Annotated in this window: 20 protein-coding genes; 11 read left to right on the forward strand and 9 right to left on the reverse strand. The window is 68.5% G+C overall.

The window, feature by feature from the left end; translation table 11 throughout:
* Window positions 1-21: 21 nt before the first annotated feature.
* From AC3WLN_RS00205 to AC3WLN_RS00215, 3 genes are read right to left on the reverse strand one after another with little or no spacing between them, the layout of a single operon-like run.
* On the reverse strand, window positions 22-846 hold the full coding sequence (locus AC3WLN_RS00205) for an ABC transporter substrate-binding protein (protein ID WP_492478824.1): 825 nt from the start codon (window positions 844-846) through the stop codon (window positions 22-24).
* Complete coding sequence (locus AC3WLN_RS00210) at window positions 819-1,535, reverse strand: ABC transporter ATP-binding protein (protein WP_492478827.1); 717 nt, start codon at window positions 1,533-1,535, stop codon at window positions 819-821. Before AC3WLN_RS00210 ends, AC3WLN_RS00205 begins: the two co-directional genes overlap by 28 nt.
* Window positions 1,536-1,539: 4 nt before the next feature.
* A complete protein-coding gene (locus tag AC3WLN_RS00215) occupies window positions 1,540-2,235 on the reverse strand; it encodes an ABC transporter permease (RefSeq protein ID WP_492478829.1) in 696 nt (231 codons plus the stop codon).
* 73 nt (window positions 2,236-2,308) lie between these two features.
* On the opposite strand from AC3WLN_RS00215, the gene AC3WLN_RS00220 reads away from it, so the two are divergent.
* Complete coding sequence (locus AC3WLN_RS00220; RefSeq protein ID WP_492478830.1) at window positions 2,309-3,301, forward strand: substrate-binding domain-containing protein; 993 nt, start codon at window positions 2,309-2,311, stop codon at window positions 3,299-3,301.
* Here the strand turns inward: AC3WLN_RS00220 and AC3WLN_RS00225 are convergent.
* From AC3WLN_RS00225 to AC3WLN_RS00240, 4 genes are read right to left on the reverse strand one after another with little or no spacing between them, the layout of a single operon-like run.
* Window positions 3,277-4,530 (reverse strand): molybdopterin molybdotransferase MoeA, encoded by a 1,254-nt coding sequence (locus AC3WLN_RS00225; protein WP_492478831.1) that lies wholly within the window; start codon window positions 4,528-4,530, stop codon window positions 3,277-3,279. The genes AC3WLN_RS00220 and AC3WLN_RS00225 overlap by 25 nt on opposite strands.
* On the reverse strand, window positions 4,518-5,063 hold the full coding sequence (gene mobB / locus AC3WLN_RS00230) for a molybdopterin-guanine dinucleotide biosynthesis protein B (protein ID WP_492478832.1): 546 nt from the start codon (window positions 5,061-5,063) through the stop codon (window positions 4,518-4,520). The genes AC3WLN_RS00225 and mobB overlap by 13 nt, the downstream gene beginning before the upstream one ends.
* Complete coding sequence (locus tag AC3WLN_RS00235; protein WP_492478833.1) at window positions 5,060-7,054, reverse strand: molybdopterin biosynthesis protein; 1,995 nt, start codon at window positions 7,052-7,054, stop codon at window positions 5,060-5,062. Before AC3WLN_RS00235 ends, mobB begins: the two co-directional genes overlap by 4 nt.
* Window positions 7,051-8,208: a molybdopterin-binding protein gene (locus AC3WLN_RS00240; RefSeq protein WP_492478834.1), complete on the reverse strand. Its 1,158-nt coding sequence runs from the start codon at window positions 8,206-8,208 to the stop codon at window positions 7,051-7,053. Before AC3WLN_RS00240 ends, AC3WLN_RS00235 begins: the two co-directional genes overlap by 4 nt.
* Between AC3WLN_RS00240 and AC3WLN_RS00245 the strand changes: the two genes are divergently transcribed.
* Window positions 8,183-9,691, forward strand: coding sequence for a c-type cytochrome (locus AC3WLN_RS00245; RefSeq protein ID WP_492478835.1), 1,509 nt, complete (start codon window positions 8,183-8,185; stop codon window positions 9,689-9,691). The genes AC3WLN_RS00240 and AC3WLN_RS00245 overlap by 26 nt on opposite strands.
* A gap of 7 nt (window positions 9,692-9,698) precedes the next feature.
* Here the strand turns inward: AC3WLN_RS00245 and AC3WLN_RS00250 are convergent, their stop codons facing one another.
* Together AC3WLN_RS00250 and AC3WLN_RS00255 are read right to left on the reverse strand one after the other, a co-directional pair.
* Window positions 9,699-10,178 (reverse strand): GNAT family N-acetyltransferase, encoded by a 480-nt coding sequence (locus AC3WLN_RS00250; protein ID WP_492478836.1) that lies wholly within the window; start codon window positions 10,176-10,178, stop codon window positions 9,699-9,701.
* A gap of 41 nt (window positions 10,179-10,219) precedes the next feature.
* Window positions 10,220-12,217, reverse strand: coding sequence for a 4Fe-4S binding protein (locus AC3WLN_RS00255; RefSeq protein ID WP_492478837.1), 1,998 nt, complete (start codon window positions 12,215-12,217; stop codon window positions 10,220-10,222).
* 316 nt (window positions 12,218-12,533) lie between these two features.
* Here AC3WLN_RS00255 and AC3WLN_RS00260 point away from each other — a divergent pair, with 316 nt between their 5' ends.
* The 9 genes from AC3WLN_RS00260 to fdh3B all read left to right on the forward strand — a co-directional run bounded on the left by AC3WLN_RS00260 (window position 12,534) and on the right by fdh3B (window position 20,744).
* Entirely contained in the window at window positions 12,534-13,247 is a 714-nt protein-coding gene (locus AC3WLN_RS00260; protein WP_492478838.1) for a biotin/lipoate--protein ligase family protein, read from the forward strand.
* Window positions 13,244-13,819 (forward strand): DUF6505 family protein, encoded by a 576-nt coding sequence (locus AC3WLN_RS00265; RefSeq protein WP_492478839.1) that lies wholly within the window; start codon window positions 13,244-13,246, stop codon window positions 13,817-13,819. Before AC3WLN_RS00260 ends, AC3WLN_RS00265 begins: the two co-directional genes overlap by 4 nt.
* Window positions 13,820-13,854: 35 nt before the next feature.
* On the forward strand, window positions 13,855-14,865 hold the full coding sequence (locus tag AC3WLN_RS00270; protein WP_492478840.1) for a DUF6352 family protein: 1,011 nt from the start codon (window positions 13,855-13,857) through the stop codon (window positions 14,863-14,865).
* A 74-nt stretch (window positions 14,866-14,939) separates the two neighbouring features.
* Window positions 14,940-15,440 carry a DUF3305 domain-containing protein gene (locus tag AC3WLN_RS00275; protein WP_492478841.1) on the forward strand — a complete coding sequence of 167 codons (501 nt, stop codon included), beginning with the start codon at window positions 14,940-14,942 and terminating at the stop codon, window positions 15,438-15,440.
* Window positions 15,437-16,111, forward strand: a complete 675-nt coding sequence (locus AC3WLN_RS00280; RefSeq protein WP_492478842.1) for a DUF3306 domain-containing protein — start codon at window positions 15,437-15,439, stop codon at window positions 16,109-16,111. Before AC3WLN_RS00275 ends, AC3WLN_RS00280 begins: the two co-directional genes overlap by 4 nt.
* A gap of 106 nt (window positions 16,112-16,217) precedes the next feature.
* The gene (locus AC3WLN_RS00285; protein WP_492478844.1) at window positions 16,218-16,874 is read left to right on the forward strand and encodes a TorD/DmsD family molecular chaperone; all 657 of its coding nucleotides are present in this window, start codon (window positions 16,218-16,220) and stop codon (window positions 16,872-16,874) included.
* A 67-nt stretch (window positions 16,875-16,941) separates the two neighbouring features.
* Complete coding sequence (locus tag AC3WLN_RS00290; RefSeq protein WP_492478845.1) at window positions 16,942-17,181, forward strand: formate dehydrogenase; 240 nt, start codon at window positions 16,942-16,944, stop codon at window positions 17,179-17,181.
* A gap of 7 nt (window positions 17,182-17,188) precedes the next feature.
* Entirely contained in the window at window positions 17,189-20,131 is a 2,943-nt protein-coding gene (locus AC3WLN_RS00295) for a formate dehydrogenase subunit alpha (RefSeq protein ID WP_492478846.1), read from the forward strand.
* A gap of 16 nt (window positions 20,132-20,147) precedes the next feature.
* Entirely contained in the window at window positions 20,148-20,744 is a 597-nt protein-coding gene (gene fdh3B / locus AC3WLN_RS00300; RefSeq protein WP_056467736.1) for a formate dehydrogenase FDH3 subunit beta, read from the forward strand.
* The last annotated feature ends 6 nt before the right edge of the window (window positions 20,745-20,750 follow it).

Raw genomic sequence — 20,750 nt, forward strand, 5'->3', positions numbered from 1 at the left:
GTCGTTTCGCGTGCCGTACGGCTACTGGCCGGCGCTGGGGAAGAACAGCTGTTTGCCCTCGATCTTGTAGCTCGCGATGGCGGCTTGACCATCCTGCGAGACCAGCCAATCGATGAAGGCCTGTCCCTCCTTGGCCTTCACGCCCGGATGCCGGGCCGGATTGACGAGCATCACGCCGTAGGGATTGAACAGGCGCTTGTCGCCCTCCACGAGGATCGTGAGATCGCCGCGGTTCTTGAAGGAGAGCCAAGTTCCGCGATCGGCCAGCAGGTAGGCGTTCAAGGCCGAGGCCGTGTTGAGCGCCGGGCCCATGCCTTGGCCGATGTCGCGGTACCAATCTCCCTTGACCGCCGCGAGGTCGACGCCCGCCTCTTTCCAGGTCCGCAACTCGGCGCTGTGCGTACCGGACCGGTCGCCGCGCGAAACGAAGGGGGCCCTGGCTGCCGCGAGCTTGTCGAATGCGGCGACGACGTCACCGCCGCGTACGCCCGCCGGATCGGTCTTCGGGCCGATCAGGACGAAGTCGTTGTACATCACATCCCAACGCTTCGTGGCGAAACCCTCGGTCAGGAACTTCTCCTCGGCCGGGCGGTCGTGCACCAGCACCACGTCGGCGTCGCCGCGACGGGCCGCATCGAGAGCCTGGCCGGTCCCGAGGGCGACGACCTTCACGGCGATGCCGGACTTCGCCTCGAACAGGGGCAGCAGATGCTTGAACAGCCCCGACTGCTCGGTGGAGGTGGTGGAGGCCACGACGATAGAGGCCGGTTCGGCCCGCAGGCCGGAAGCGGCGCCCAGGGCGAACAGGAGGCCGAAGGTCAGGAGGCCGCGGCGAAGGATGTCCAAGGGAGTTCTCCGGTGATGTAGGCCCGCGTCTCGAGGGCCTGGGGCGAAGTGAGGAGCGCTCGGGTCGGTCCCTCTTCGACGACGCGCCCGCGGGCAAGCACCACGACGTCGGCGGCGAGCCGCGTGACCTGTCCGAGATTGTGGGAGACGAGCACCACCTTCGCGCCCTGGCGGGCGATGTCGGTGATGAGGCCTTCCACCAGTTCGGTGGCGCCCGGATCGAGGTTGGCCGTCGGTTCGTCGGCCAACAGGAGGTCCGGCTCGACCGCCCAGGCGCGGGCCAAAGCCAAGCGCTGCTGCTCGCCGCCCGAAAGGCGCGTCGCCGGTGCCGCTGCCCGGTCGCCGAGGCCGACGCGGACGAGCGCGGCGCGGGCGCGGCTCGTCCGCTCGGCCCGCGACAGACCGAGGGGCTTCAGCGCGAGAGCGACGTTGGCAATGGCACTCGCCCGCAGCAAGGCGGGCCGCTGGAAGACGAAGGCACGGCGGACGAAGCCGGCGCCGATGATCCGTACCGCGCCGGTATCGGGCCTGAGCAGACCGTCGATGACCCGGAGCGTGGCGCTCTTACCCGCACCGTTCGGCCCGATCAGCGCCGTGATGCCGGTGGCGGGGATGCGGGCACTCAGGCCATCGAGAATGGTGGTGCCGTTTCGAGCCAGCGTGAGGCTGTCGAGTTCGATCGCGGGCATCGGGTCAGCCGTAGGAGCGCACGGCGTGGGCGCGCAGGACCGCCGCTACCGCGTTGACCAGGACGACGAGGCCGATCAGCACCAGCCCGAGCGCCAGGGCGAGGCTGAGGTCGCCCTTTTGGGTCTCCAACGAGATCGCCGTGGTCATCGTGCGGGTGTGACCGTCGATGTTGCCGCCCACGACGAGTACGGCGCCGATCTCCGAGATCGCCCGTCCAAATGCGGCGAGTGCGGTCGTCACCAGGGAGAAGCGGGTGTCATGAATCAGCGCCAGTGCCCGGTGCGGCGCCGACAGGCCGAGCGAGCGCAGCTGCTCGCCGAGATGCGCCTCCGCATCAGCGACCACCTGCCGCGTGAGCGCAGCGACGAGCGGCGTCGCCAGCACCGCCTGGGCCGCCACCATCGCGGCGGGGGTGAACAGGATGCCAAGGGACCCAAGTGGCCCCGAACGTGACAGCACGAGGTAGAGCATCAGCCCGACGATGACCGGGGGCAGACCCATGAAGGCGTTGAGAAGCCCGACCAGCACCGGCCGCCCCGGAAAATTGGCCACCGCCAGGAACGCACCGACCGGAATCCCGATGCAGAGCCCTATCCCCACGGCCGTCAGGCTGACGCGCAGGGACAGCCAAGCGATCGCGAGGACGTCGCGGTCGAGGGTGGCCAGACGTGACATCGTCTCTTGGAAGGTCTGAAGCATCGGTCCCGGGCTGTGTGAAGCCTCGCGGGATGATACGGCGTGAAGGGAAAGATCAATAGGAAAGACCTTGCCGATGCCAACGTTGACCGCCCTGGCGTTGCAAGCCGATGGCGACTGGAACGGTCTCGCACTGCGCCAGACCTTTGCCTTGCTCGACGCCCTCGCCGACTCGACCTCCCTTCTCGCGGCGGCACGGAAACTTGGGATTTCCTATCGCTCGGCCTGGAGCCGAATCTCTGGCCTCGAGACAGCGCTGGAACAGCCGGTGGCGATCAAGATCAAGGGCCACGGCACCGCCCTCACACCCTACGGCCGCGCGCTGCACGCGGCGCTGGCGGAGATGTATGACCGGCTCGGCCCGATCCTCGCCGCCGAGGCGGACCGGACCGCCGTGGCGTTGCGGTCGCTGGAGATCCGTGCGCCCGCCACGTTGCGGCTCGCCGCGAGCCACGATCCCCTGCTCCTGGGCGTCCTCGATGACATTCCAGGCATTGAGTTGGCCGTGGCCGGGAGTCTCGATGCCCTGACACACCTCCGTGCAGGCTTAGCTGAGGCAGCTGGTTTCCATTACGGCTCGGAAGGCCCGGCGCCGTCGCCCTTCGATGTCCTGTTCCGCGACCCGGACCTCACCGTGAGGCCGTTGTTCCGCCGCCAGCAGGGTCTGATGCTGCCCTCGGGCAATCCGCGGGGCGTGACGTGCGTGCAGGACATCGCCCGCCTCGGACTGCGCTTCGTGAACCGGCAGCGCGGGGCCGGCACCCGCATCTGGTTCGAGCGCCTCTGCGCCGAAGCCGGCCTCGACATGGGGGCGATCCGGGGCGCCCAGACCGAGGAATTCACGCATCAGGCCGTCGCCGCACTGATCGCCACCGGCACGGCGGATGTCGGGATGGGGACGCCCGCGGTTGCCGAGCGCTTCGGCCTCGCCTTCCATCCGTTCGGCTGGGAAACCTACTTCCTGGCGGCGCGGACCAGCGTGGATGAATCGGTGCTGGCCGGGCTGGTGGAGGCCGCCACCCGTGCGGCTGGCGCCACCCTCGGCTACCAGAGTACGGCGTGCGGGTAGAAGGTGAGGATATCCCCCGGCGCCACGGCCGTCACGGCATCGCCGAGTTCGACGAGCCCATCACTTTCCGTCAGCGACGAGAGAACGCCGGCGCCCTCCCGAGGGTACTTCACCGCTTCCAGGACGGCGTCGCCACCGAGAGCCACGCTGACCCGAACGAACTCGCGCCGACCCGCCTTCTTGCGATAGGCGAAGGTCGCCCGGACGGGTTGGCCGAGGGGCGCGACCTCGAGGGCGCCGCCGAGGCGGGCGAGGAGCGGGCGCACCACGAAGAGGAGCGTGACATAGACGGCGCCCGGATTGCCCGGCAGCCCGACGAACGGCGTGCCATCGACCACACCCATCGCCACCGGACGGCCGGGCTTGATCGCCAGACGCCAGAACATCAGGGAACCCACCGCCTCGACCGCCGCCTTCACGTGATCCTCCTCGCCCGTCGAGACGCCGCCCGACGTCAGGATCAGGTCGTGGTCGCGCGCCGCCTGCCGCAGGCGCGCGGAGAGGGCGTCGGGCTCGTCGCGCAGGATGCCGAGATCCACGACGGCGGCGCCGAGACGCGTGAGCAGGGTCGCGAGCATCACCCGGTTCGAATCGTGGATCGCACCGGAAGGCAGCGGCGCTCCGGGCTCCGTGAGTTCGTCGCCGGTGGAGAACAGAGCCACCCGCAGGCGGGTGCGCACCGCGATCCGGTCGTGCCCCGAGGCCGCCGCGAGGGCGAGATCCTGCGGGCGCAGGCGCCGTCCGGTCGGGATTGCGCAGGCGCCGCGCGCGATGTCCTCTCCGGCGTCGCGGGCGTTGGCGCCCCGCTTCAGCCCCGGCGGCAGCATGACCGCATCGCCCTCGCGCCGCACGTCCTCCTGCATGAAAACGGTGTCGGCCCCCGGCGGCATCGGAGCACCGGTGAAGATCCGGATCGCACCGCCATCGGCCGTCACGGCCTCGGCGGCCGCACCCGCCGGCAGCCGGCCACGCACCGCGAGCCGCGTTTCGCCATCCGGGCTGAGGTCGCGATACCGGACCGCGTATCCGTCGACGGCCGAGTTCGCGAATGGGGGGACATCATGCAGCGCCGGCACATCCTCGGCCGCGATCCGCCCGTCGGCCTGCCCGAGGGCCAGCCACTCGGTGCCGGCGAGCACCGGGAGGCGCTCGCCGATCAGCGCCACGGCGTCCTCGATGCGCATCAGCGCGCCGCCGAAGGCGAAGCAATCGTCGGTCAGCTGGGCCATGATCCCTCCACATGCGCCAGCGCCGTCTCCAGCGGTTCCGCCAACGCGAGGATCAGATCGGCGATGACCGCGATGGCGTCGAGGTCGATGACCGGTATCGCGGCCTTTGGGAAGGCTCGGTCACTCGCGACGGCGACGATGCGGGGATCGTCGGGATAGATCGGCGGCTTGCCGTTGGCGGTGCGATGCACCTCGAGCTTGGCGTGGCCCTCGCGCTTGAAGCCCTCGACGATGACGAGGTCGCAAGGCGAGAGACGGCGCAGGAGGTCGCCGAGCCCTGCCTCCGGCTCATCGCCGATCTCGTGGATCTGAACCCAGCGCCGCGACGAGGACACGATGACCTCGGAGGCTCCGGCCTCGCGGTGAACGTAGGAATCCTTGCCGGGCCGATCGACGTCGAAGGCGTGGTGCGCATGCTTGATCGTCGCCACCTTCACGCCGCGGGTCACGAGCAGCGGGATCAGACGGGACAGGAGGGTGGTCTTGCCGGCGCCGCTCCAACCGGCGAGGCCGATGACGCGCGCGCGATTCACGATGCGTCCACGGGCGAGAACCCGGCTTCGTCCAGGAGGGCGCGGGTCTCGGGCTCGCGCAGGCACGCCAGGAATGCGGCCAGCGCCGGCCGGTCACGCTGGTCGCCCCGGAAAGCGAAATCGTAGCGCTCGTCGGCGAGCGGCAGGAAACCGAGGCCGTAGGCGCGCGCCACCGTGGCGATGGCGACGCCCCAGTCGGCCCGGCCCTGCGCCACTGCCGCCGCCACCGCGTTGTGCGAGCGTGGCTGGTTCCAGAAGCCCGGCGGGCGCACGCCGTTCAGGAGGCCGTCGATCAGGGCCCGGGTTCCAGAACCTGTGTTGCGGTTGACCATCACGGTCTCCAGTTCGGCGAGGGCCGCCGCCACGGCCTCCGCCGCCGAACGGCCCTCGAACAGCGGATCGTCGGGCTGGAAGACGATACCCTGGAGGCGCCCCCAACCCTCGGCCAGCACCATGCCGGGCGAAAGGAATGGCCGGTTGTAGACTCCCGTCTCGCCGTCGAGGAGATGCATCGCGGCGAGATCGCATTCGCCCCGGGCAAGGGCGGCGAGTCCGCCGGCCGAGCCGACCCAGATGGTCCGTGCCCGGAGCCCGCGCTCGGCGAGGCGCCCGATCACCCGGTCGAGGCCGACGCAGTGGCTTCCGATGATCGTCAGGTCCGGCGGCCGGACGCCGGCACCGAGGCGGGTGACGGACACGGTCTCGCCGGCTTCCATGCCGGCCCGGGCGGCGGGGACCGCGAAGAAACCGTCGGCCTGCGAGAACGCCGTCACCGAACCGGAGCCCTTCGCCAGGGGAAGCGCACGCAGGCCGTCCTCCGTCTCCGCCAGGGCGGTCATCACGAACTCCGTGCGGCCGCGTTCGGAGGGGACCCGCTCGGGCAGGATCGCGGTGACGCTGGTCTCCTCCCGCGGCGGCAGGGCCGCCATCGCCCGCACGAGAGGCACCACGACATCGTGGAAGGTGAACATCGCCGAGGTCGGAAAGCCCGGCAGCACGACGATGGGGGTCCCATCGGCCACCGCGAGGCAGAGCGGCTTACCGGGCTTCAGGGCGACGCCGTGCACAAGGATGCCGGGCTCGCCGAGACGCTGGAGGATGCGGTGCGAGACATCGCCAGCGCCCTTCGAGGTCCCGCCCGACAGGACGACGATGTCGCTCTCAGCGACGGCAGCGCGCAGGGCCGCTTCCAGAGCCGCCTCATCGTCGCGAACGATGCCGAGCGGCCATACCGTGCCACCGTTCTCGATCACGGTGGCGGCCACGATCGGTCCGTTGGAATCGTAGATCGATCCCGCCACCAGCCATTCGCCCGGAGCGACCAGTTCGTCTCCGGTGGACAGGACCGCCACACGGGGGCGGCGAACGACCGCGACGGCAGCGAGTCCGCAGGCGGCCAGCATGCCGATCTCCCGCGCTGTGACGAGCATTCCCTTGCGCAGGACGGTCTCGCCCGAGGCCATGTCGGCCCCGGCATAGCCGATGAACTGGCCCGGCCGCGCCGGCTGCGCGAGATCGATCGCGAAGCCGTCCGGCCGGAACTCGGTCTGCTCCACCATGACCACGGCATCGGCGCCACGCGGCACGACCCCGCCCGTGGCGATCGGCGTCGCCGTGCCGGGGGCCACGGCCAGGGCCGGCGCGACCCCGCAGGCGAGGATCTCACGGTTGAGGGTCAGGCGGCGAGGCTCGGCCTCACCAGCACCCTCGGTGTCGACCGCACGCAGCGCGAAGCCGTCGACGAGGGCGCGGTCAAAGGGGGGTACGTCGATAGGCGAGGCGACGTCGTGGGCCAGCACCCGTCCGAGGGCATCGGAGAGCGCGACGGCCTCGGCCGGCAGAGCTTTGTGCGGCACGGCCGCCCGGAAACGTTCGATGGCCTCCTCGCGACTGACGACGGTGAGAAACTGTTCCTGGCGGGCGGCCTGTGCCAGCCGAACGAGAAAGGCGGCTTCGTCGGGATCGCTGTCGCTCGGCACTGCGGCGCTCACAGGGATAGGCCCGAAACCACACTGCCGGCGGCGCAGCCTTCCGATTCCGGATCGACCAGGATCGCCGCATCGGCCTGGATCAGACCGGCGAGAGGCAAATCGCTGCTGCCGAGCGGCAGGAGACCGTCGGGCGTCCGGCGGGCGTAGACGAGTTCGCTGAGGCCGATGGTGGAGGCGATCTTGCGCAGGAGAGGCGCGGAGATCTTCGCGAGGGGAACGGCTCCGGACAGCTTCGCGATCAGCGGGCGACCGAGGGTGAGGAAGACGCTCAGAGCCGCATCGGGACGCCCCGGCAGCAGCAGCACGGCGCGTCCTCCGACCTCGCCGAAGCCTGCGGTTTCGCCGGGCCTGAGGGCGATGCCGTGCGCCTTTAGCGTTCCGGCCGCGGCCAACCCGGCCGCGGCATGATCGTTTCGGCCGAACCCCGTGCCGCCGATCACCAGCATGGCATCGCCATCCTGCGTCCGCAGCACGTCCGCGATCGCCTCCGGTGTCCCAGCGATCACGACCTCGGCGACCGTCGCGCCTTCCTCGGCCATGAGGTGCGCCAGGAGCGGCGACAGGGTATCGCGTTCGGGCGACCCGGCGACGACCAGGGTCAGACGCGGCCGGCGCAGGGCGATACTCTCGATTCCGGCCGCCTGGAGAGCGAGGCGGTGCAGAGCCGTGATCCGCTGGCCGGTGGCCGCCAGCAGGGCGCCGGCCGCGGCTTCCGCACCGATGGCACGAATCCCTCCCCCGATGGGCGCATCGGCGACGATGGACGTCCCCTCGATCGCTTCGGGCGGAAGGATCGTGTCGGTGCCGTCCGGCAGCCGGTCACCGGCCTCGATCCATGGAAGTCCGCGTGGAGCGAGGATTGGCGCATAGGGCGAAGCGCCGATGACGTTCGTGCCGTGAACGGCCCAGCCATCCCGCAGGGCGGTCCGCCGATCGGGGATGGCTCGCGGCGCGTGACAGTCATTCGCGCAGATTCCGCCCAGAGCCTCGCCGAGGGGCACGGCCTCGGGGGCGACGGGCGCTACGCGTTCCGTCAGCGCGCCGACGGCCTGTACCAGGGGCATCAGGGCCGAGGACGCGGTACGGCGCGGTGCGGGTCCCGATGCGGACGAACCGGCCTCCGTCTCGATGGCGCTGCGGGCGGGAGCGATCATGCCCCGAGCGATGCGCCATCGCCGAGCGATGATCAAGCGGCTCCCGGACATACCGCGTCACCGGGTCCCGTCCTCGCGCGGCGACATTCCAGCGGTGGATCGTCTAGATCTGGAGGGCGCGCCGAGGTTCCGGCGCTTCATCCCGGGGGATGCGTTGCGGGGATTCGACGAAGCCTTGGTCAAGCACGCCACGCTGCTGCAAGCACTTGCCGTCTGCTTCCTCGCCGTATGCCTGTCCGGGTCACCCGCCGATGCACAGTTGCGCGGACATGGCGGCCCGGTGCGGGCCCTGGCCGTCGCGCCGGGAGGTGGACTGGCGATTTCCGGCGGTTTTGATCAGGCTGCGATCGTCTGGGCGATCGACACCGGGGCAGCGCTGACCGTCCTGCGTTTTCATGACGGTGCGGTGAACGCCGTCGCGGCCTTGGCCGACGGCGGTTTAGTCACGGCCTCGGAGGATGGCCATGTCGCCCTCTGGCGGGCCGGTCAGTCCGAGCCCGAGCGGGTGTTCGCCGAACACACGGGACCGGTGGCGGGGCTGGCCGTCTCCCCCGACGGGAGCTTGCTGGCCTCCGCCTCGTGGGACGGGACGGCCCACATCCGGCCCATCGGCGGTGGGCCGGCCCGCGTGCTCGAAGGCCATCAGGGCAACGTCAACGCCGTCGGCTTCCTTCCGGACGGGCGGCCCGTCACCGCCGGTTACGACGCGACACTGCGGATCTGGCCCTCCGCCGATGATCCGAAGGGCGTGCCGGTCGTCCTCACGCTTCCGACCATCCTCAATGCACTGGCGGTGACGCCGGATGGCGAGGTCGCGGTCGGGGGCGGAGACGCGGTCGTGCGCCTCCTCCGCCCGGACGGCACCGTCCGCGCGTCCATCGAGATCGGACCCAATCCGGTGATCGCCCTGGCCCCCTCCCCCGACGGCACCCGAATCGCGGCCGCCACCGCGGGAGGTGCGGTCGCGCTCATCGATCGGGTATCGGCGACGGTCCTGCATCGGCTCGTCGGCCCGGGCCTTCCGGTCTGGTCCATCGCCTGGCGGCCGGACGGACGCGAGCTCCTCACCGGCGGGAGCGATCGCTTGGTCCGGCGCTGGAATGCGCTGACCGGCGAGCCGATCGGGGCTCTGGCGATGCCCCGTCCCGCCGATACGCTCGCCGCCTATCATGGGGATCGCGGCGCCGAGGTGTTCCGCGCCTGCGTCGCCTGCCACGCCCTGACCCCCGAGGAGGGACCACGTGCGGGCCCGACCCTGGCCGGCATCATGGGCCGGCGGATCGCCACCGCGCCGGGCTATCGATACTCCGACGCCCTGAAGGCCATGGACATCGTCTGGGACGCGCGAACCATCGCCCAGCTCTTCGAAATCGGCCCCGCCCGCTACACCCCCGGGACGCGGATGCCCGAACAGACCATCACCCAGGCCGAAGACCGCGAGGCGCTCGTGAAGTTCCTGGAAAGCGCCACGGCCACGCGCTGATCGGATCTTACAGGGACCGCATCATGTAACGCGCCTCCGCGCCGTAGTTCGCGAGCTTCGTTGCCATCGCAGGATCAAGCTCGTGCGATCGGAATCCCTGACGCTGCCAGAATGGGACCGACCGGTTGACGGCGACCAGGGCGAGGCAGTGCACGCTAGCCCGGCGCGCCCGGGTGACCAGCGTCGCTAAACCGGCACGCGCATACCCGAACCCCGAAAATTCCGGGGCGACTCCCAGGTCGTGCAGGTAGGCACCGCCCTCCGCCGCTGGCGCCGACGCCAGCGGCTCGTTCAAGGGTGGAATACAGCCGAGAGGCCAGGGATACGCCATCGCATAACCCATGATGTTGTGTTCCTCATCGCTCAAGCTGAGGCATAGGTCGGCTCCCAGCGCCAGCCGCTCGGCGAAATACGACGCCGCCTCCGGATGGTCGGGAAACAGGCGGTCGGCGAGGGCGACGACCTGCCCGAGGTCACGCGCCTGCATGCTCCGCCACATCCGGGCACCCATCGAGATCGCCAATCGGGCTAGATCGCCTCGCCGCGGGCGGCGCGCTCGCGCAGGTAATCCTCGGTGGTCCGCGGACGGTCGCGCTCAGGGCCTGCATGGGGGTCGAACCCCTGATTCACCGCGACCTCGACGCGACAGTCTTCGCACATCATGAGTGCCTGGACACGCGCCTCGCCGGCCTCGCCCCGAAACATCCAGTGTCGATCGCGCAGCTTCTCCACCACCCGCTCGATGGTGCTGCGCGTCCCGAACGGTTTGGCACATGCGATGCAGGCGAACGGCTCTTCTTCCTTCACGACCCGGCGCGGTGCAGCCCAGGCCTCGAAATCGACGCCGGGCTCCAGCGTGATGACGCTCTCCGGGCAAGTGTTGGCGCAGAGACCGCACTGGACGCAGAGGTTCTCCTCGAAGGCGAGGAACGGACGGTCGGTGCTGTCCGAGAGCGCATGAGTCGGGCAAGCGCCGACGCAGGCGAGGCAGAGCGTGCAATCCTCGGTTCGAAAATTCAATCCGCCGAACGGCGCCCCCGCAGCGAGGGCCACCCGCGCCACCGGTTCCGGCGCCGCTGCATGCATCTCGTTGAATGCGAAGCGCAGCACCTCGCGCTTACCGCCGACCGGCATGAACCGCGACGGCGCTCGCGCCGGCGTGCCGATGGAGGTCGCCGCCAGCGCCGCCCCCAGGGTATCGGGGTCGTCGGTCTCGATCAGTGAGACGACGGGGTCCGGACCGGAACCCCCATAGCCGAGGCCGCGCGCGAGGGTATCGCCGAGGACGGCGGCGCGGCGCAAGCTATCCAAGTCGTGCTTCGGCCGGTCGCGGGCGAGGATACGCACGCCGGTGACGCCGTAGGCAAAGAGCGCCGCGAAGGCTTCCGGACCGAGTTGGGTGATCTCGTTCACTCGCACCGGCAGGACCCGGGCCGGCAGACCATCGCCGTGGCGGGCCAGCGCATCGATCAGAGGTTCGCCGTGGGCGCCATCATGGAACAGCACCACGGCATCGCGGCCCCCGGCTGCTCCGTAGGCCAGCATGAGGGCGCGCAGACGCCGCATCAGCGCGTCGGCCGGCGGCAATGCGTAGGCCGCGGCGCCGGTCGGACAGACGGAGGCGCAGTTTCCACAGCCGGCACAGATGTAGGGATCGATCGCGACCGTATCACCGGCCGACGTGATCGCCCCGGTGGGACAGACCTCGAGACAACGCGTGCAGCCGGTGATGCGCGAGCGCGAATGGGCGCAGAGCTCGGCGTGAAAATCGACGAAGCGTGTCTTGTCGAAGGTGCCGACGAGGTGAGACGCCTCCGCGATCAGGCGCTCGACCGAGGCCGGGTCGCGTGGATCGGCTCGGAGGTAGCCGAGCCGAACTTCGTGTGCCGGAAACAGGGGCGTGCCGCCGGTGACGTCGATGACGATGTCACAGGTCGAGTTCGCCCCGTTGCGGCTCGGTCCGAACAGAAGTTGCGACCGAGACGAAGGCGCCGGAAGCGCATATTCGTCGATGCGCAACTCGAAGGCGCCGAGCCGGCCCTTGGCGCCGGCGACGGTGCCCTGAACGATCGGGAAGTCATTGCGGATGGGGGGCTCGACGGCCTCGGGCCGGGTCAGGAGCACCGTCACGTCGAGGTGTTCGGCGAGTCGGCGTCCGACCTCGATGGCATCGGCGTCGCGACCGTAGATCAGCGCGACACCCTGGCTCTCGATCGCCACGGTCGAGGCGTCCGGCACGGGCTCGGCGCACGCTGCCAGCAGTGCTGCCATCTTCGGACCGGCCTCGCGTGCCTGCGCCGACCAGCCCGCCGTCTCTCGGATCTTGGCGTAGGCGACGCGATCCTCTGCGCCGACCTCGGAGGCGACCTCGTCGAAGAGCGGCGATTGCAGCGTGCAGGAGACCGTCACGGGCCCGCCGGCCTGCAGGGCGGAGCGGAACCGGTCCAGTTCTCGGCCACAGAGCTGATCTGCGAGCTTCACGGTTCCTGCGCATCCGCGTCCGATCGCATCGGCATCGAGCGGCATCGTCTTTTCGCAGGAGCAGGCGAATACGATACGGTCTGACACGGATGGACCCTAAATCGAGCGACAGAAGGATTGCGACGGTGGACGAACAGGCGCGCAGATGGCCCCTTCGCGTCGTCGCTCGTATCCCATATACTCAAACGGTTCAAAACTACGATCCGACACCGGCGCGCAGCGACGTCGCGTCCCACGCGCATCTTGCGGCTTGTGGTGCGGTCATCGGCAAGACATGTCGTCCGGAAGTGTCGTCACCCTGAATTCAACGTCGAGTTCCCTCCACCCCGCGATGCCAACGCTGCCCCCCGCAATCGACCCGATGGCCCTCGCCCTCCCACCGGTCTTCACCGCACGCGCGGCACCGCCCGGAGCCGATGCATTCCGGGAGGCGCTGGCCCTTGCCGATCGCGCGGGTTCTGATGCGGCTGGGACCCTCCTGCTGGTCGAGCGCTCTGGCATCCTTGATCTCGCGGTGATTTTGGCACCGGACGAACCCCTGGCCTCCGCCCGCCGCGTGTTCCTCGCGGCCATGACGGCACTGGCGGACGCGGTCGGTTCCCATGGGCCACCAGAGATGCCGCTGACCTTCGCTTGGCCCGACACGCTGATCTTCGATGGTGCCCGCCTCGGAGGCGGGCGCTTGGGCTGGCCCGAGGTGTGCGCCGAGGACGCCGTTCCGGATTGGCTGATCTTCTCAGCCATGCTGATTCTCTCCAAGACCGGAGCGGGTGATCCAGGCCTCACCCCAAACTCCACCGCCCTCGACGAAGAAGGCTTTCCGGCCGAGATCCGCGATCCCCTGGTGGAGAGCTTTGCCAGAAATCTCGTCCGCACGTTCTCCGTCTGGTCGGAGGATGGTTTCGCGGGCATTGCGGCGCGCTACCTTGCGCACCTGCCGACACCGGCGGGCCTGCAGGTGCGTATCGATCCGGTCGGCGACATCATCCTCGGCGATGCCGAGCGCTGGCCCCTGGCGTCCTTGCTACAGGAGCCCGCGTGGCTCGATCCGCACACCGGGATGGTCCGACTATGACGGCGCTCAGGCTGCCGCGCACCTTGCGGCTCGACCCGTCCGATACCTTCGTCTTCGCGCATCCAGCCGAGCCCGGCGAATGGGCAGTGACGGGATCGTTCCTGTTCTGGGACCAGGATCTGACGGCGCTCGAGGGCAAGGCCCGCGCCGCCTTCCGATCCGGTTTCGTCGGAGTCACCTCGCTGGGATTCTCGACCCTCGTGGTCGTGAGCGAGGCCACCGAAGCCGAGCGCGAGGCGGCGGCGGAGATCCTCGCCCAGCACATCCACGAGCATCTTGGTGCACCGGACCGAGAGACGGCGCTGGCGGCGGCCCGCGAAGAGCTCGACTTCTCAGCCTCGCTTTGCGGTGTCCCGGTCGGAAGCGTCGTGGCGATGCACCGGACGCAGACGAATGGCGAGATCTCGGAAGCCTTTCGGACGCTTCACCAACGGGATGCCGGGACGCCGGGTGCCGACCGCCTGCATGCTCATGCTCGCGCCTTCCGCTTCGTGGAGACCGATGACGAGGAGCCCGAGGAACGGGCTGACCTCATCGGTCTCGCGCGGGCTTCGACCGCTTCGGGAACCTGATCGATGTCACACATCTCTGCCGGACAGACCCTGCCATGACGGAGTTCTGGGTCTCCAGCGGCCATCATCTGACACAGCGTACGGAGGGTGGCGGGCTGGCCGTCACCGATGAGCTGATCCTCGCCTATCTCGCTCGCCCGGAGCTCGTGCCGCCGGAAGATGCCTGTGATGCAGAGCGGCGCCTCTATGCCGACCTTCTCGCTCAGCCGCGCCGCACCGTTCCGTCGGAGGCCGTCACGTCCATCATCGATCCGGACGCGCGCGAGAACTGGCAGGTTCTCCTCGCCTTCCGCGACCGCCTGCTGACCGCACGCTCTATCGAGGCGGCCTATCTCGGAATGGTCCACGAGGGACTGCAGGGAATCCCCTCCCTGTTCCTCAACCAGCTGGTGCATCTGATCCTGCGCAATGCCCTCGACGGCTGCGAAGACCCGTTCATTCTGCGTGCGGCTGAACTGATGTTCCGGCCACAGCGGATCAGCCGGCTCGACGGCGCGGTCCTGCTGGCCGATGCCGAGGTGATCGAGGCGCGAGAGGGCAGCGCGCCGCTCTCGCCCCTGGTGGCGATGCTCGGCAAGGATGCGGCGAACGAACTCGACATCCTCAACGAGGAGAATGCCTGGAGCTACTGGAGTCGGTCCGATGCCTTCTCGATGGCGTTGAACCTCGGCTCGAGCGCGCGCAGCCGCGAGGGTCTCGCCCGGGTGATCGAGACATTCATCGGACACCTCCTGAGCGAGGAGGTCCGGGTTGCGCCCCTGGATCGGCTCGAGGATTCGGACTGGCGTTGGTTCGTCGGCCTCGACGCCGAGGCCACGCGGATCGGCAATGCCCTATGGCGCGGCGAATCCGTATCGAACACCGACCAGGAGCGCGTGATCGCGATCTTCAGCATGACCTTCGTGGATCGAACTCGTCTCGAAGACTCGGTCGCAGACCGGCCGGTCTACCTTCTGCTCGCGGCGAATGGTGCGAACCTCGTCACGATGAAGCCGCAGAACCTGGTCGCAGGTCTTCCCCTCAAGACAGCTTTGGCGCCCTGCTAATGCCGAACGACCCTTCGCACGTTGATGCAATGTCCGGTGAGCGAGATCGCCGCGAGCCATTGCAGGATCGGACCATGCCCCAGAACCATTTCGAGGTCGGGATTCTCGTGGCGCGCCGGCGCCTGCGCGGCCCCTGGGCGACCCATGCCTGGATGCCTGTCTCCGCGCTTCCGGCAGCGCCTCCGGTAGCCAACTGGACACGCCTTTCGGAAACGGTGGAGGAAACAATCTTCTACGCTGGGTCCTACGATGTGCTGCTGCATCCCGCGGAAACCTCGCATTACCGGGACAACCTCGTGTCGGGTCGCCCGTCCCTGTGGGTCGCCCTTCGGAAGCTCGACGAAGACGCCTACGAGATCGCGACGGTGACAGCCGATCCCTATGAAGGCGAGGCGATGGCGGAGGGCATCGGCGAAATCGTCGAAGCCGTGCCAATGCCGGCCGAGTGCCAAGGCGTCCTGCAGGCCTTCTTCGAGGCTTTCCACGTCGAGCGGAAGTTCGAGAAGCGCAAGCGCGATCGCGCAGATCCGGAGGCCTTGGCGCGTGGCGGCCAGGGCCGGGGACGTGGCGAATGAACGAGGGCATCCTCTCGCGCTGGGCGCGGCGCAAGCAAGAGGTCCGCCTGCGGGGACGCGTACCGGCCTCGCCGGCGCCGGGAACCCCCGACGCTCCGCTGGAAGCGCAGCCGGAGGGTGAAGCCGACCTCGCCGCAAATACGGCGCTCAAAGACGAAGGTCTCGCGGACGCGATCGCCCGATTGCCGAAGATCGAGGATTTGACGGCCGAGACCGAGCTCGCCCCGTTCCTGCGTGCGGGGATCCCGGCGGCGCTGCGCAAGGCCGCTCTGCGTCGGATGTGGTCCGTCGATCCCGCAATCCGCGACTTCGTCAGCGAAGCTCGGGACTACGCCTACGATTGGAACACGCCCGGAGGCGTTCCAGGGATGGGCCCGATGCTACCCACCGACGACATCAAGGCAATGGTCGAGCGCATCATGACCGGGCATGCGCCTCGTCCCTCCGAAGACTCCCTTCCTGATGATCCTGGAAACGACGAGGAGCCCACGGTCGTCCCGCCGGTTACGGAGGTAATCGAGGCAGAACCGCAAGTCGCCTTAGCCCAGGAGACCGACGTCGCGCACGTCGAGGAGGCGACCCTTCATCCACCGAAAAACGCAGTTCGCGCGTTTCAATCGCCAGCAATTGTTTCGCCCCTGCGACGCCATGGCGGAGCGCTGCCGAGCTAATCCGCAGAAACGCGATTGCCGTTCCGCGAAACGCTTTTTATTATCAATACAAACTAGGCTGCACCCGAGGTGGAGCAGCGCGGGGCCGGAAGGGTAGAGGAGTCGTATGCGTTCCGGTACGCCGTTGTCAGAGCATCGGGGGGAAGTGGGTCTCGACGTGACGGATCGGATTGACCCGACCGGAACGACCGTGGATGAGGTCGATTACCTGCGTGCACAGCAATATGATCTTCTTGCCGTGCTCCTCGGCCGACCGCCGACACCCGAGCTTCTCGCCGCACTGGCTGATCTGAAGGGCGGGGACAGCGTGCTGGGGCGAGAGGTGGCAGCTCTGGCGTCCCTCGCCAGGGAAACCTCGGCTGACGCCGCGGAACGTGAGTACTTCGCGCTCTTCGTCGGGGTCGGTCGCGGAGAACTTCTGCCCTACGCCTCCTACTACCTCACGGGGTTCCTCAACGAGCGGCCCCTCGCTCGGGTTCGCGAGGATCTCGCGGGATTGGGGATCGAGCGCGACCCCGGGACCGCCGAACCCGAGGATCATCTCGCGATTCTCTTCGATGTGATGGCGGGGCTTACGGCCGGACGATTCGAAGCGGAGCCGGGAATGGCCCGCGCGTTCTTCCTCCGGCACATCGCGCCGTGGGGCGAACTCTTCTTTGCCGACCTTGAGCGGGCCAAGGCGGCACGCCTCTACCGTCCGGTCGGCGCGCTGGGACGGGCCTTCCTCGAAATCGAGGCGGCGGCTTTCACGATGGATGCCTGAGGCATCCATCCATTTGGGTCATGGCGTGATGCCAGAGTGGGCAGACGCCACATGGGGAGTGTGGGCGATGGGACAGGATCAGAAGGACCAGCTCGGCCGTCGCCAATTCTTCCGCGCCCTCGGAGGCGGCACAGTGGCGGCCGCGGCCGGCATGGCATCCCCCATGTCCGTAACCGAGGCTCAGGCCTACGATCCCGGCACGGACGAGACCCGGTCGCGCTATCGCCTCAGCGACGAGGTGAAGGCGTTCTACCGGACGAACGGCTACGAAACTCTCCAGAACAGCACGAACGCCGGAAAGAAGTGAGCCCGCGATGCTGACCAAGCGCAAGAGCGGCGAGGCGAGCCGCACCAAGCACCAGGCCGTCGCCGCGGGCCTCGCGGCCGGCGTGCTCGACCGCCGCGGCTTCCTGAAGAAGTCCGGCCTGACCGCCGGCGCCCTGGCGGCAGCCGGCACGATCCAGCTCGGCTCGGTGCGCCAGGCGCGAGCGGCCGGCTCCTCGGCGACCTCGCCGGACGTGCAGATCAAGAAGAACGTCTGCACCCACTGCTCGGTGGGCTGCACCGTCACGGCCGAGGTGGTGAACGGCGTCTGGGTCGGCCAGGAGCCGTCCTATGCGAGCCCGATCAACCGCGGCACGCACTGCGCCAAGGGCGCTGCCATCCGTGAGCTGGTCTCGTCCGACCGCCGCCTGAAGTATCCGATGAAGCTCGTCGGCGGCCAGTGGCAGCGCGTCTCCTGGGAGCAGGCCATCGAGGAGATTGGCGACAAGCTCGGCGCCATCCGCGAGAAGAACGGCGCGGACTCGGTCTACTGGCTCGGCTCGGCCAAGTTCACCAACGAGGCCGCGTACCTGATGCGCAAATTCGGTGCCTTCTGGGGCACCAACTCCGTCGATCACCAGGCGCGCATCTGCCACTCGACCACGGTGGCGGGCGTCGCCAACACCTGGGGCTACGGCGCCCAGACCAACTCCTACAACGACATCCGCAACGCCAAGACGATGATCATCCTGGGCGGCAACCCCGCCGAGGCGCACCCGATCTCCATGCAGCACGTCCTGTCGGGCAAGGAGATCAACCGCGCGAACATGATCGTCATCGATCCGCGCTTCACCCGCACGGCCGCCCACGCCACCGAGTACGTGCGCATCCGCTCGGGCACCGACATCCCGGTAGTCTGGGGCATCCTCTGGCACGTCTTCCAGAATGGCTGGGAGGACAAGGAGTTCATCAGCCAGCGCGTCTACGCCATGGACGACGTCCGCAAGGAAGTCGCCAAGTGGACCCCCGAGGAAGTCGAGCGCGTCTCCGGCGTGCCCGGCGAGCAGCTGCGCCGCGTGGCGGAGAAGTTCGCCAAGGAGAAGCCCGCGACCCTGATCTGGTGCATGGGCGCGACCCAGCACACGGTCGGCACCGCCAACGTGCGCGCTCTCTGCATCCTGTGTCTCGCCACCGGCAACGTCGGCAAGCCCGGCACTGGGGCGAACATCTTCCGCGGCCATACCAATGTGCAGGGCGCGACCGATCTCGGCCTCGATGTCACATCGCTGCCGCTGTACTACGGCCTCGTCGAGGGTGGCTGGCGCCATTGGGCTCGCGTCTGGGACGTGCCCTACGAGTGGTTGCAGTCCCGCTTTGACGAGGTTCCCGCCGCAGCCGGCCGCAAGGCCCGCTCGCGCAAGGAGAACATGGAGGCGCCGGGCATCACCTCCACGCGCTGGTTCGACGCCGTGAACCTGCCCCCGGAGCAGATCGATCAGCGCAGTCCGATCAAGGCGTTCATGGTCTTCGGCCACGGCGGCAACACCGTGACCCGCCTGCCCGAGGCGATCGAGGGCATGAACAAGCTTGAGTTGCTGGTGGTCGCCGATCCGCACCCGACCACCTTCGCGGCCCTCGATGCCCGGCAGGACAACACCTACCTGCTGCCGATCTGCACCTCCCTCGAGATGGACGGGTCCCGCACGGCCTCCAACCGCTCGCTCCAGTGGGGCGAGCAGATCGTGAAGCCAGCCTTCGAGTCCAAGAACGACTACGAGGTGCTCTACCTTCTAGCCAAGAAGCTCGGCTTTGCCGAGACGCTGTTCAAGAACATCAAGGTCGAGAACAACATCCCCTCGGCCGAGGACCTGCTGCGGGAGATCAACCGCGGCGGCTGGTCGACGGGTTATACCGGCCAGAGCCCGGAGCGTCTGAAGGCGCATATGCGCAATCAGCACAAGTTCGACCTCATCACCCTGCGGGCGCCCAAGGACGATCCGGAGGTGGGCGGCGACTATTACGGATTGCCGTGGCCGTGCTGGGGCAAGCCCGAGCTTCGCCATCCGGGATCGGCGATCCTCTACAACACGTCGCTTCACGTGAAGGACGGTGGCAGCACCTTCCGAGCCCGCTTCGGCACCGAGCGCAACGGCCAGACGCTTCTGGCCGAGGACAGCTTCACCAAGGATTCCGACCTCACCGACGGCTACCCGGAATTCACGTTCGGGGTGTTCAAGAAGCTCGGCTGGGACAAGGACCTGACAGCCGACGAGCTCGCGACCATCCTAAAGATCGGTGGCGACAAGCCGGATACCGTGAGCTGGGCGACCGACCTCTCGGGCGGCATCCAGCGTGTCTGCCTCGACCACGGCGTGATCCCGTTCGGCAACGGCAAGGCCCGGGCGAATGCCTGGAACCTGCCCGACCCCGTGCCTGTGCATCGCGAGCCTGTCTACTCCCCCCGTCCCGACCTCGTGGCGAAGTATCCGACCCGACCGGACGAGCGGCAGTTCCGCATGCCGAACATCGGCCTCTCGGTGCAGAAGGCGGCGGTCGAGCGCAATGTGGCGCGCGACTTCCCCATCATCCTCACCTCGGGCCGACTCGTGGAATACGAGGGCGGCGGCGAGGAGACCCGGTCGAACCCGTGGCTCGCCGAGCTGCAGCAGGACATGTTCGTCGAGATCAACACCGGGGATGCCGCCGAGCGTGGAATCAAGGACGGGGCCTGGGTCTGGGTCACCGGCGCCGAGAACAGCTCGAAGGCCAAGGTCAAGGCGCTCGTCACCGACCGTGTCGGCAAGGGCGTCGCGTTCATGCCCTTCCACTTCTCGGGTTGGTACGAGGGCAAGGATATGCGCGACTACTACCCGAAGGGCACCGACCCGGTGGTGCTCGGCGAGAGCGTCAACTCGGTCACCACCTACGGCTTCGATCCTGTGACGGGCATGCAGGAAACGAAGTGCACCCTATGCCAGATCAAGGCCGCGTGAGAGGAGCGCATCGACTATGGCCCGTATGAAGTTCCTCTGTGACGCCGACCGTTGCATCGAATGCAACGCCTGCGTGACCGCGTGCAAGAACGAGCACGAGGTGCCCTGGGGCATCAATCGTCGTCGCGTCGTGACGTTGAACGACGGCAAGCCCGGCGAGCGCTCCGTCTCGATGGCGTGCATGCACTGTACCGACGCGCCCTGCGCGGCTGTTTGTCCGGTGAACTGCTTCTACACCACGGCTGACGCCGTGGTGCTGCACTCCAAGGACATCTGCATCGGCTGCGGCTACTGCTTCTACGCCTGTCCCTTCGGCGCACCGCAATATCCGCGCGTCGGAAACTTCGGCTCGCGCGGCAAGATGGACAAGTGCACCTACTGCTCGGGCGGCCCGGAGCCGGACCTGTCGGTGGCGGAGTACGAGAAGTACGGCTCGAACCGCCTCGCCGAGGGCAAGCTGCCGCTCTGCGCCGAGATGTGCTCGACGAAGGCCCTCCTCGCCGGCGACGGTGAGATGATCGCCGAGATCTACAAGCAGCGCGTGATCAAGCGCGGCTACGGCTCGGGCGCCTGGGGCTGGAAGACGGCCTACCGCGAGACCGTGGCGCTCTGAACGCTG

The sequence above is a fragment of the Methylobacterium sp. FW306-05-D genome (assembly GCF_058782155.1).

Bases quoted from the DNA above. Each gene is read 5' to 3' on its own strand.
- AC3WLN_RS00210 (WP_492478827.1), bottom strand. From the start codon at position 1,535: ATGCCCGCGATCGAACTCGACAGCCTCACGCTGGCTCGAAACGGCACC.
- AC3WLN_RS00215 (WP_492478829.1), bottom strand. From the start codon at position 2,235: ATGCTTCAGACCTTCCAAGAGACGATGTCACGTCTGGCCACCCTCGAC.
- AC3WLN_RS00220 (WP_492478830.1), top strand. From the start codon at position 2,309: ATGCCAACGTTGACCGCCCTGGCGTTGCAAGCCGATGGCGACTGGAAC.
- AC3WLN_RS00225 (WP_492478831.1), bottom strand. From the start codon at position 4,530: ATGGCCCAGCTGACCGACGATTGCTTCGCCTTCGGCGGCGCGCTGATG.
- AC3WLN_RS00245 (WP_492478835.1), top strand. From the start codon at position 8,183: ATGGCGCTGCGGGCGGGAGCGATCATGCCCCGAGCGATGCGCCATCGC.
- AC3WLN_RS00240 (WP_492478834.1), bottom strand. From the start codon at position 8,208: ATGATCGCTCCCGCCCGCAGCGCCATCGAGACGGAGGCCGGTTCGTCC.
- AC3WLN_RS00250 (WP_492478836.1), bottom strand. From the start codon at position 10,178: ATGCAGGCGCGTGACCTCGGGCAGGTCGTCGCCCTCGCCGACCGCCTG.
- AC3WLN_RS00255 (WP_492478837.1), bottom strand. From the start codon at position 12,217: ATGCCGCTCGATGCCGATGCGATCGGACGCGGATGCGCAGGAACCGTG.
- AC3WLN_RS00260 (WP_492478838.1), top strand. From the start codon at position 12,534: ATGGCCCTCGCCCTCCCACCGGTCTTCACCGCACGCGCGGCACCGCCC.
- AC3WLN_RS00265 (WP_492478839.1), top strand. From the start codon at position 13,244: ATGACGGCGCTCAGGCTGCCGCGCACCTTGCGGCTCGACCCGTCCGAT.
- AC3WLN_RS00270 (WP_492478840.1), top strand. From the start codon at position 13,855: ATGACGGAGTTCTGGGTCTCCAGCGGCCATCATCTGACACAGCGTACG.
- AC3WLN_RS00275 (WP_492478841.1), top strand. From the start codon at position 14,940: ATGCCCCAGAACCATTTCGAGGTCGGGATTCTCGTGGCGCGCCGGCGC.
- AC3WLN_RS00280 (WP_492478842.1), top strand. From the start codon at position 15,437: ATGAACGAGGGCATCCTCTCGCGCTGGGCGCGGCGCAAGCAAGAGGTC.
- AC3WLN_RS00285 (WP_492478844.1), top strand. From the start codon at position 16,218: ATGCGTTCCGGTACGCCGTTGTCAGAGCATCGGGGGGAAGTGGGTCTC.
- AC3WLN_RS00290 (WP_492478845.1), top strand. From the start codon at position 16,942: ATGGGACAGGATCAGAAGGACCAGCTCGGCCGTCGCCAATTCTTCCGC.
- AC3WLN_RS00295 (WP_492478846.1), top strand. From the start codon at position 17,189: ATGCTGACCAAGCGCAAGAGCGGCGAGGCGAGCCGCACCAAGCACCAG.
- fdh3B (WP_056467736.1), top strand. From the start codon at position 20,148: ATGGCCCGTATGAAGTTCCTCTGTGACGCCGACCGTTGCATCGAATGC.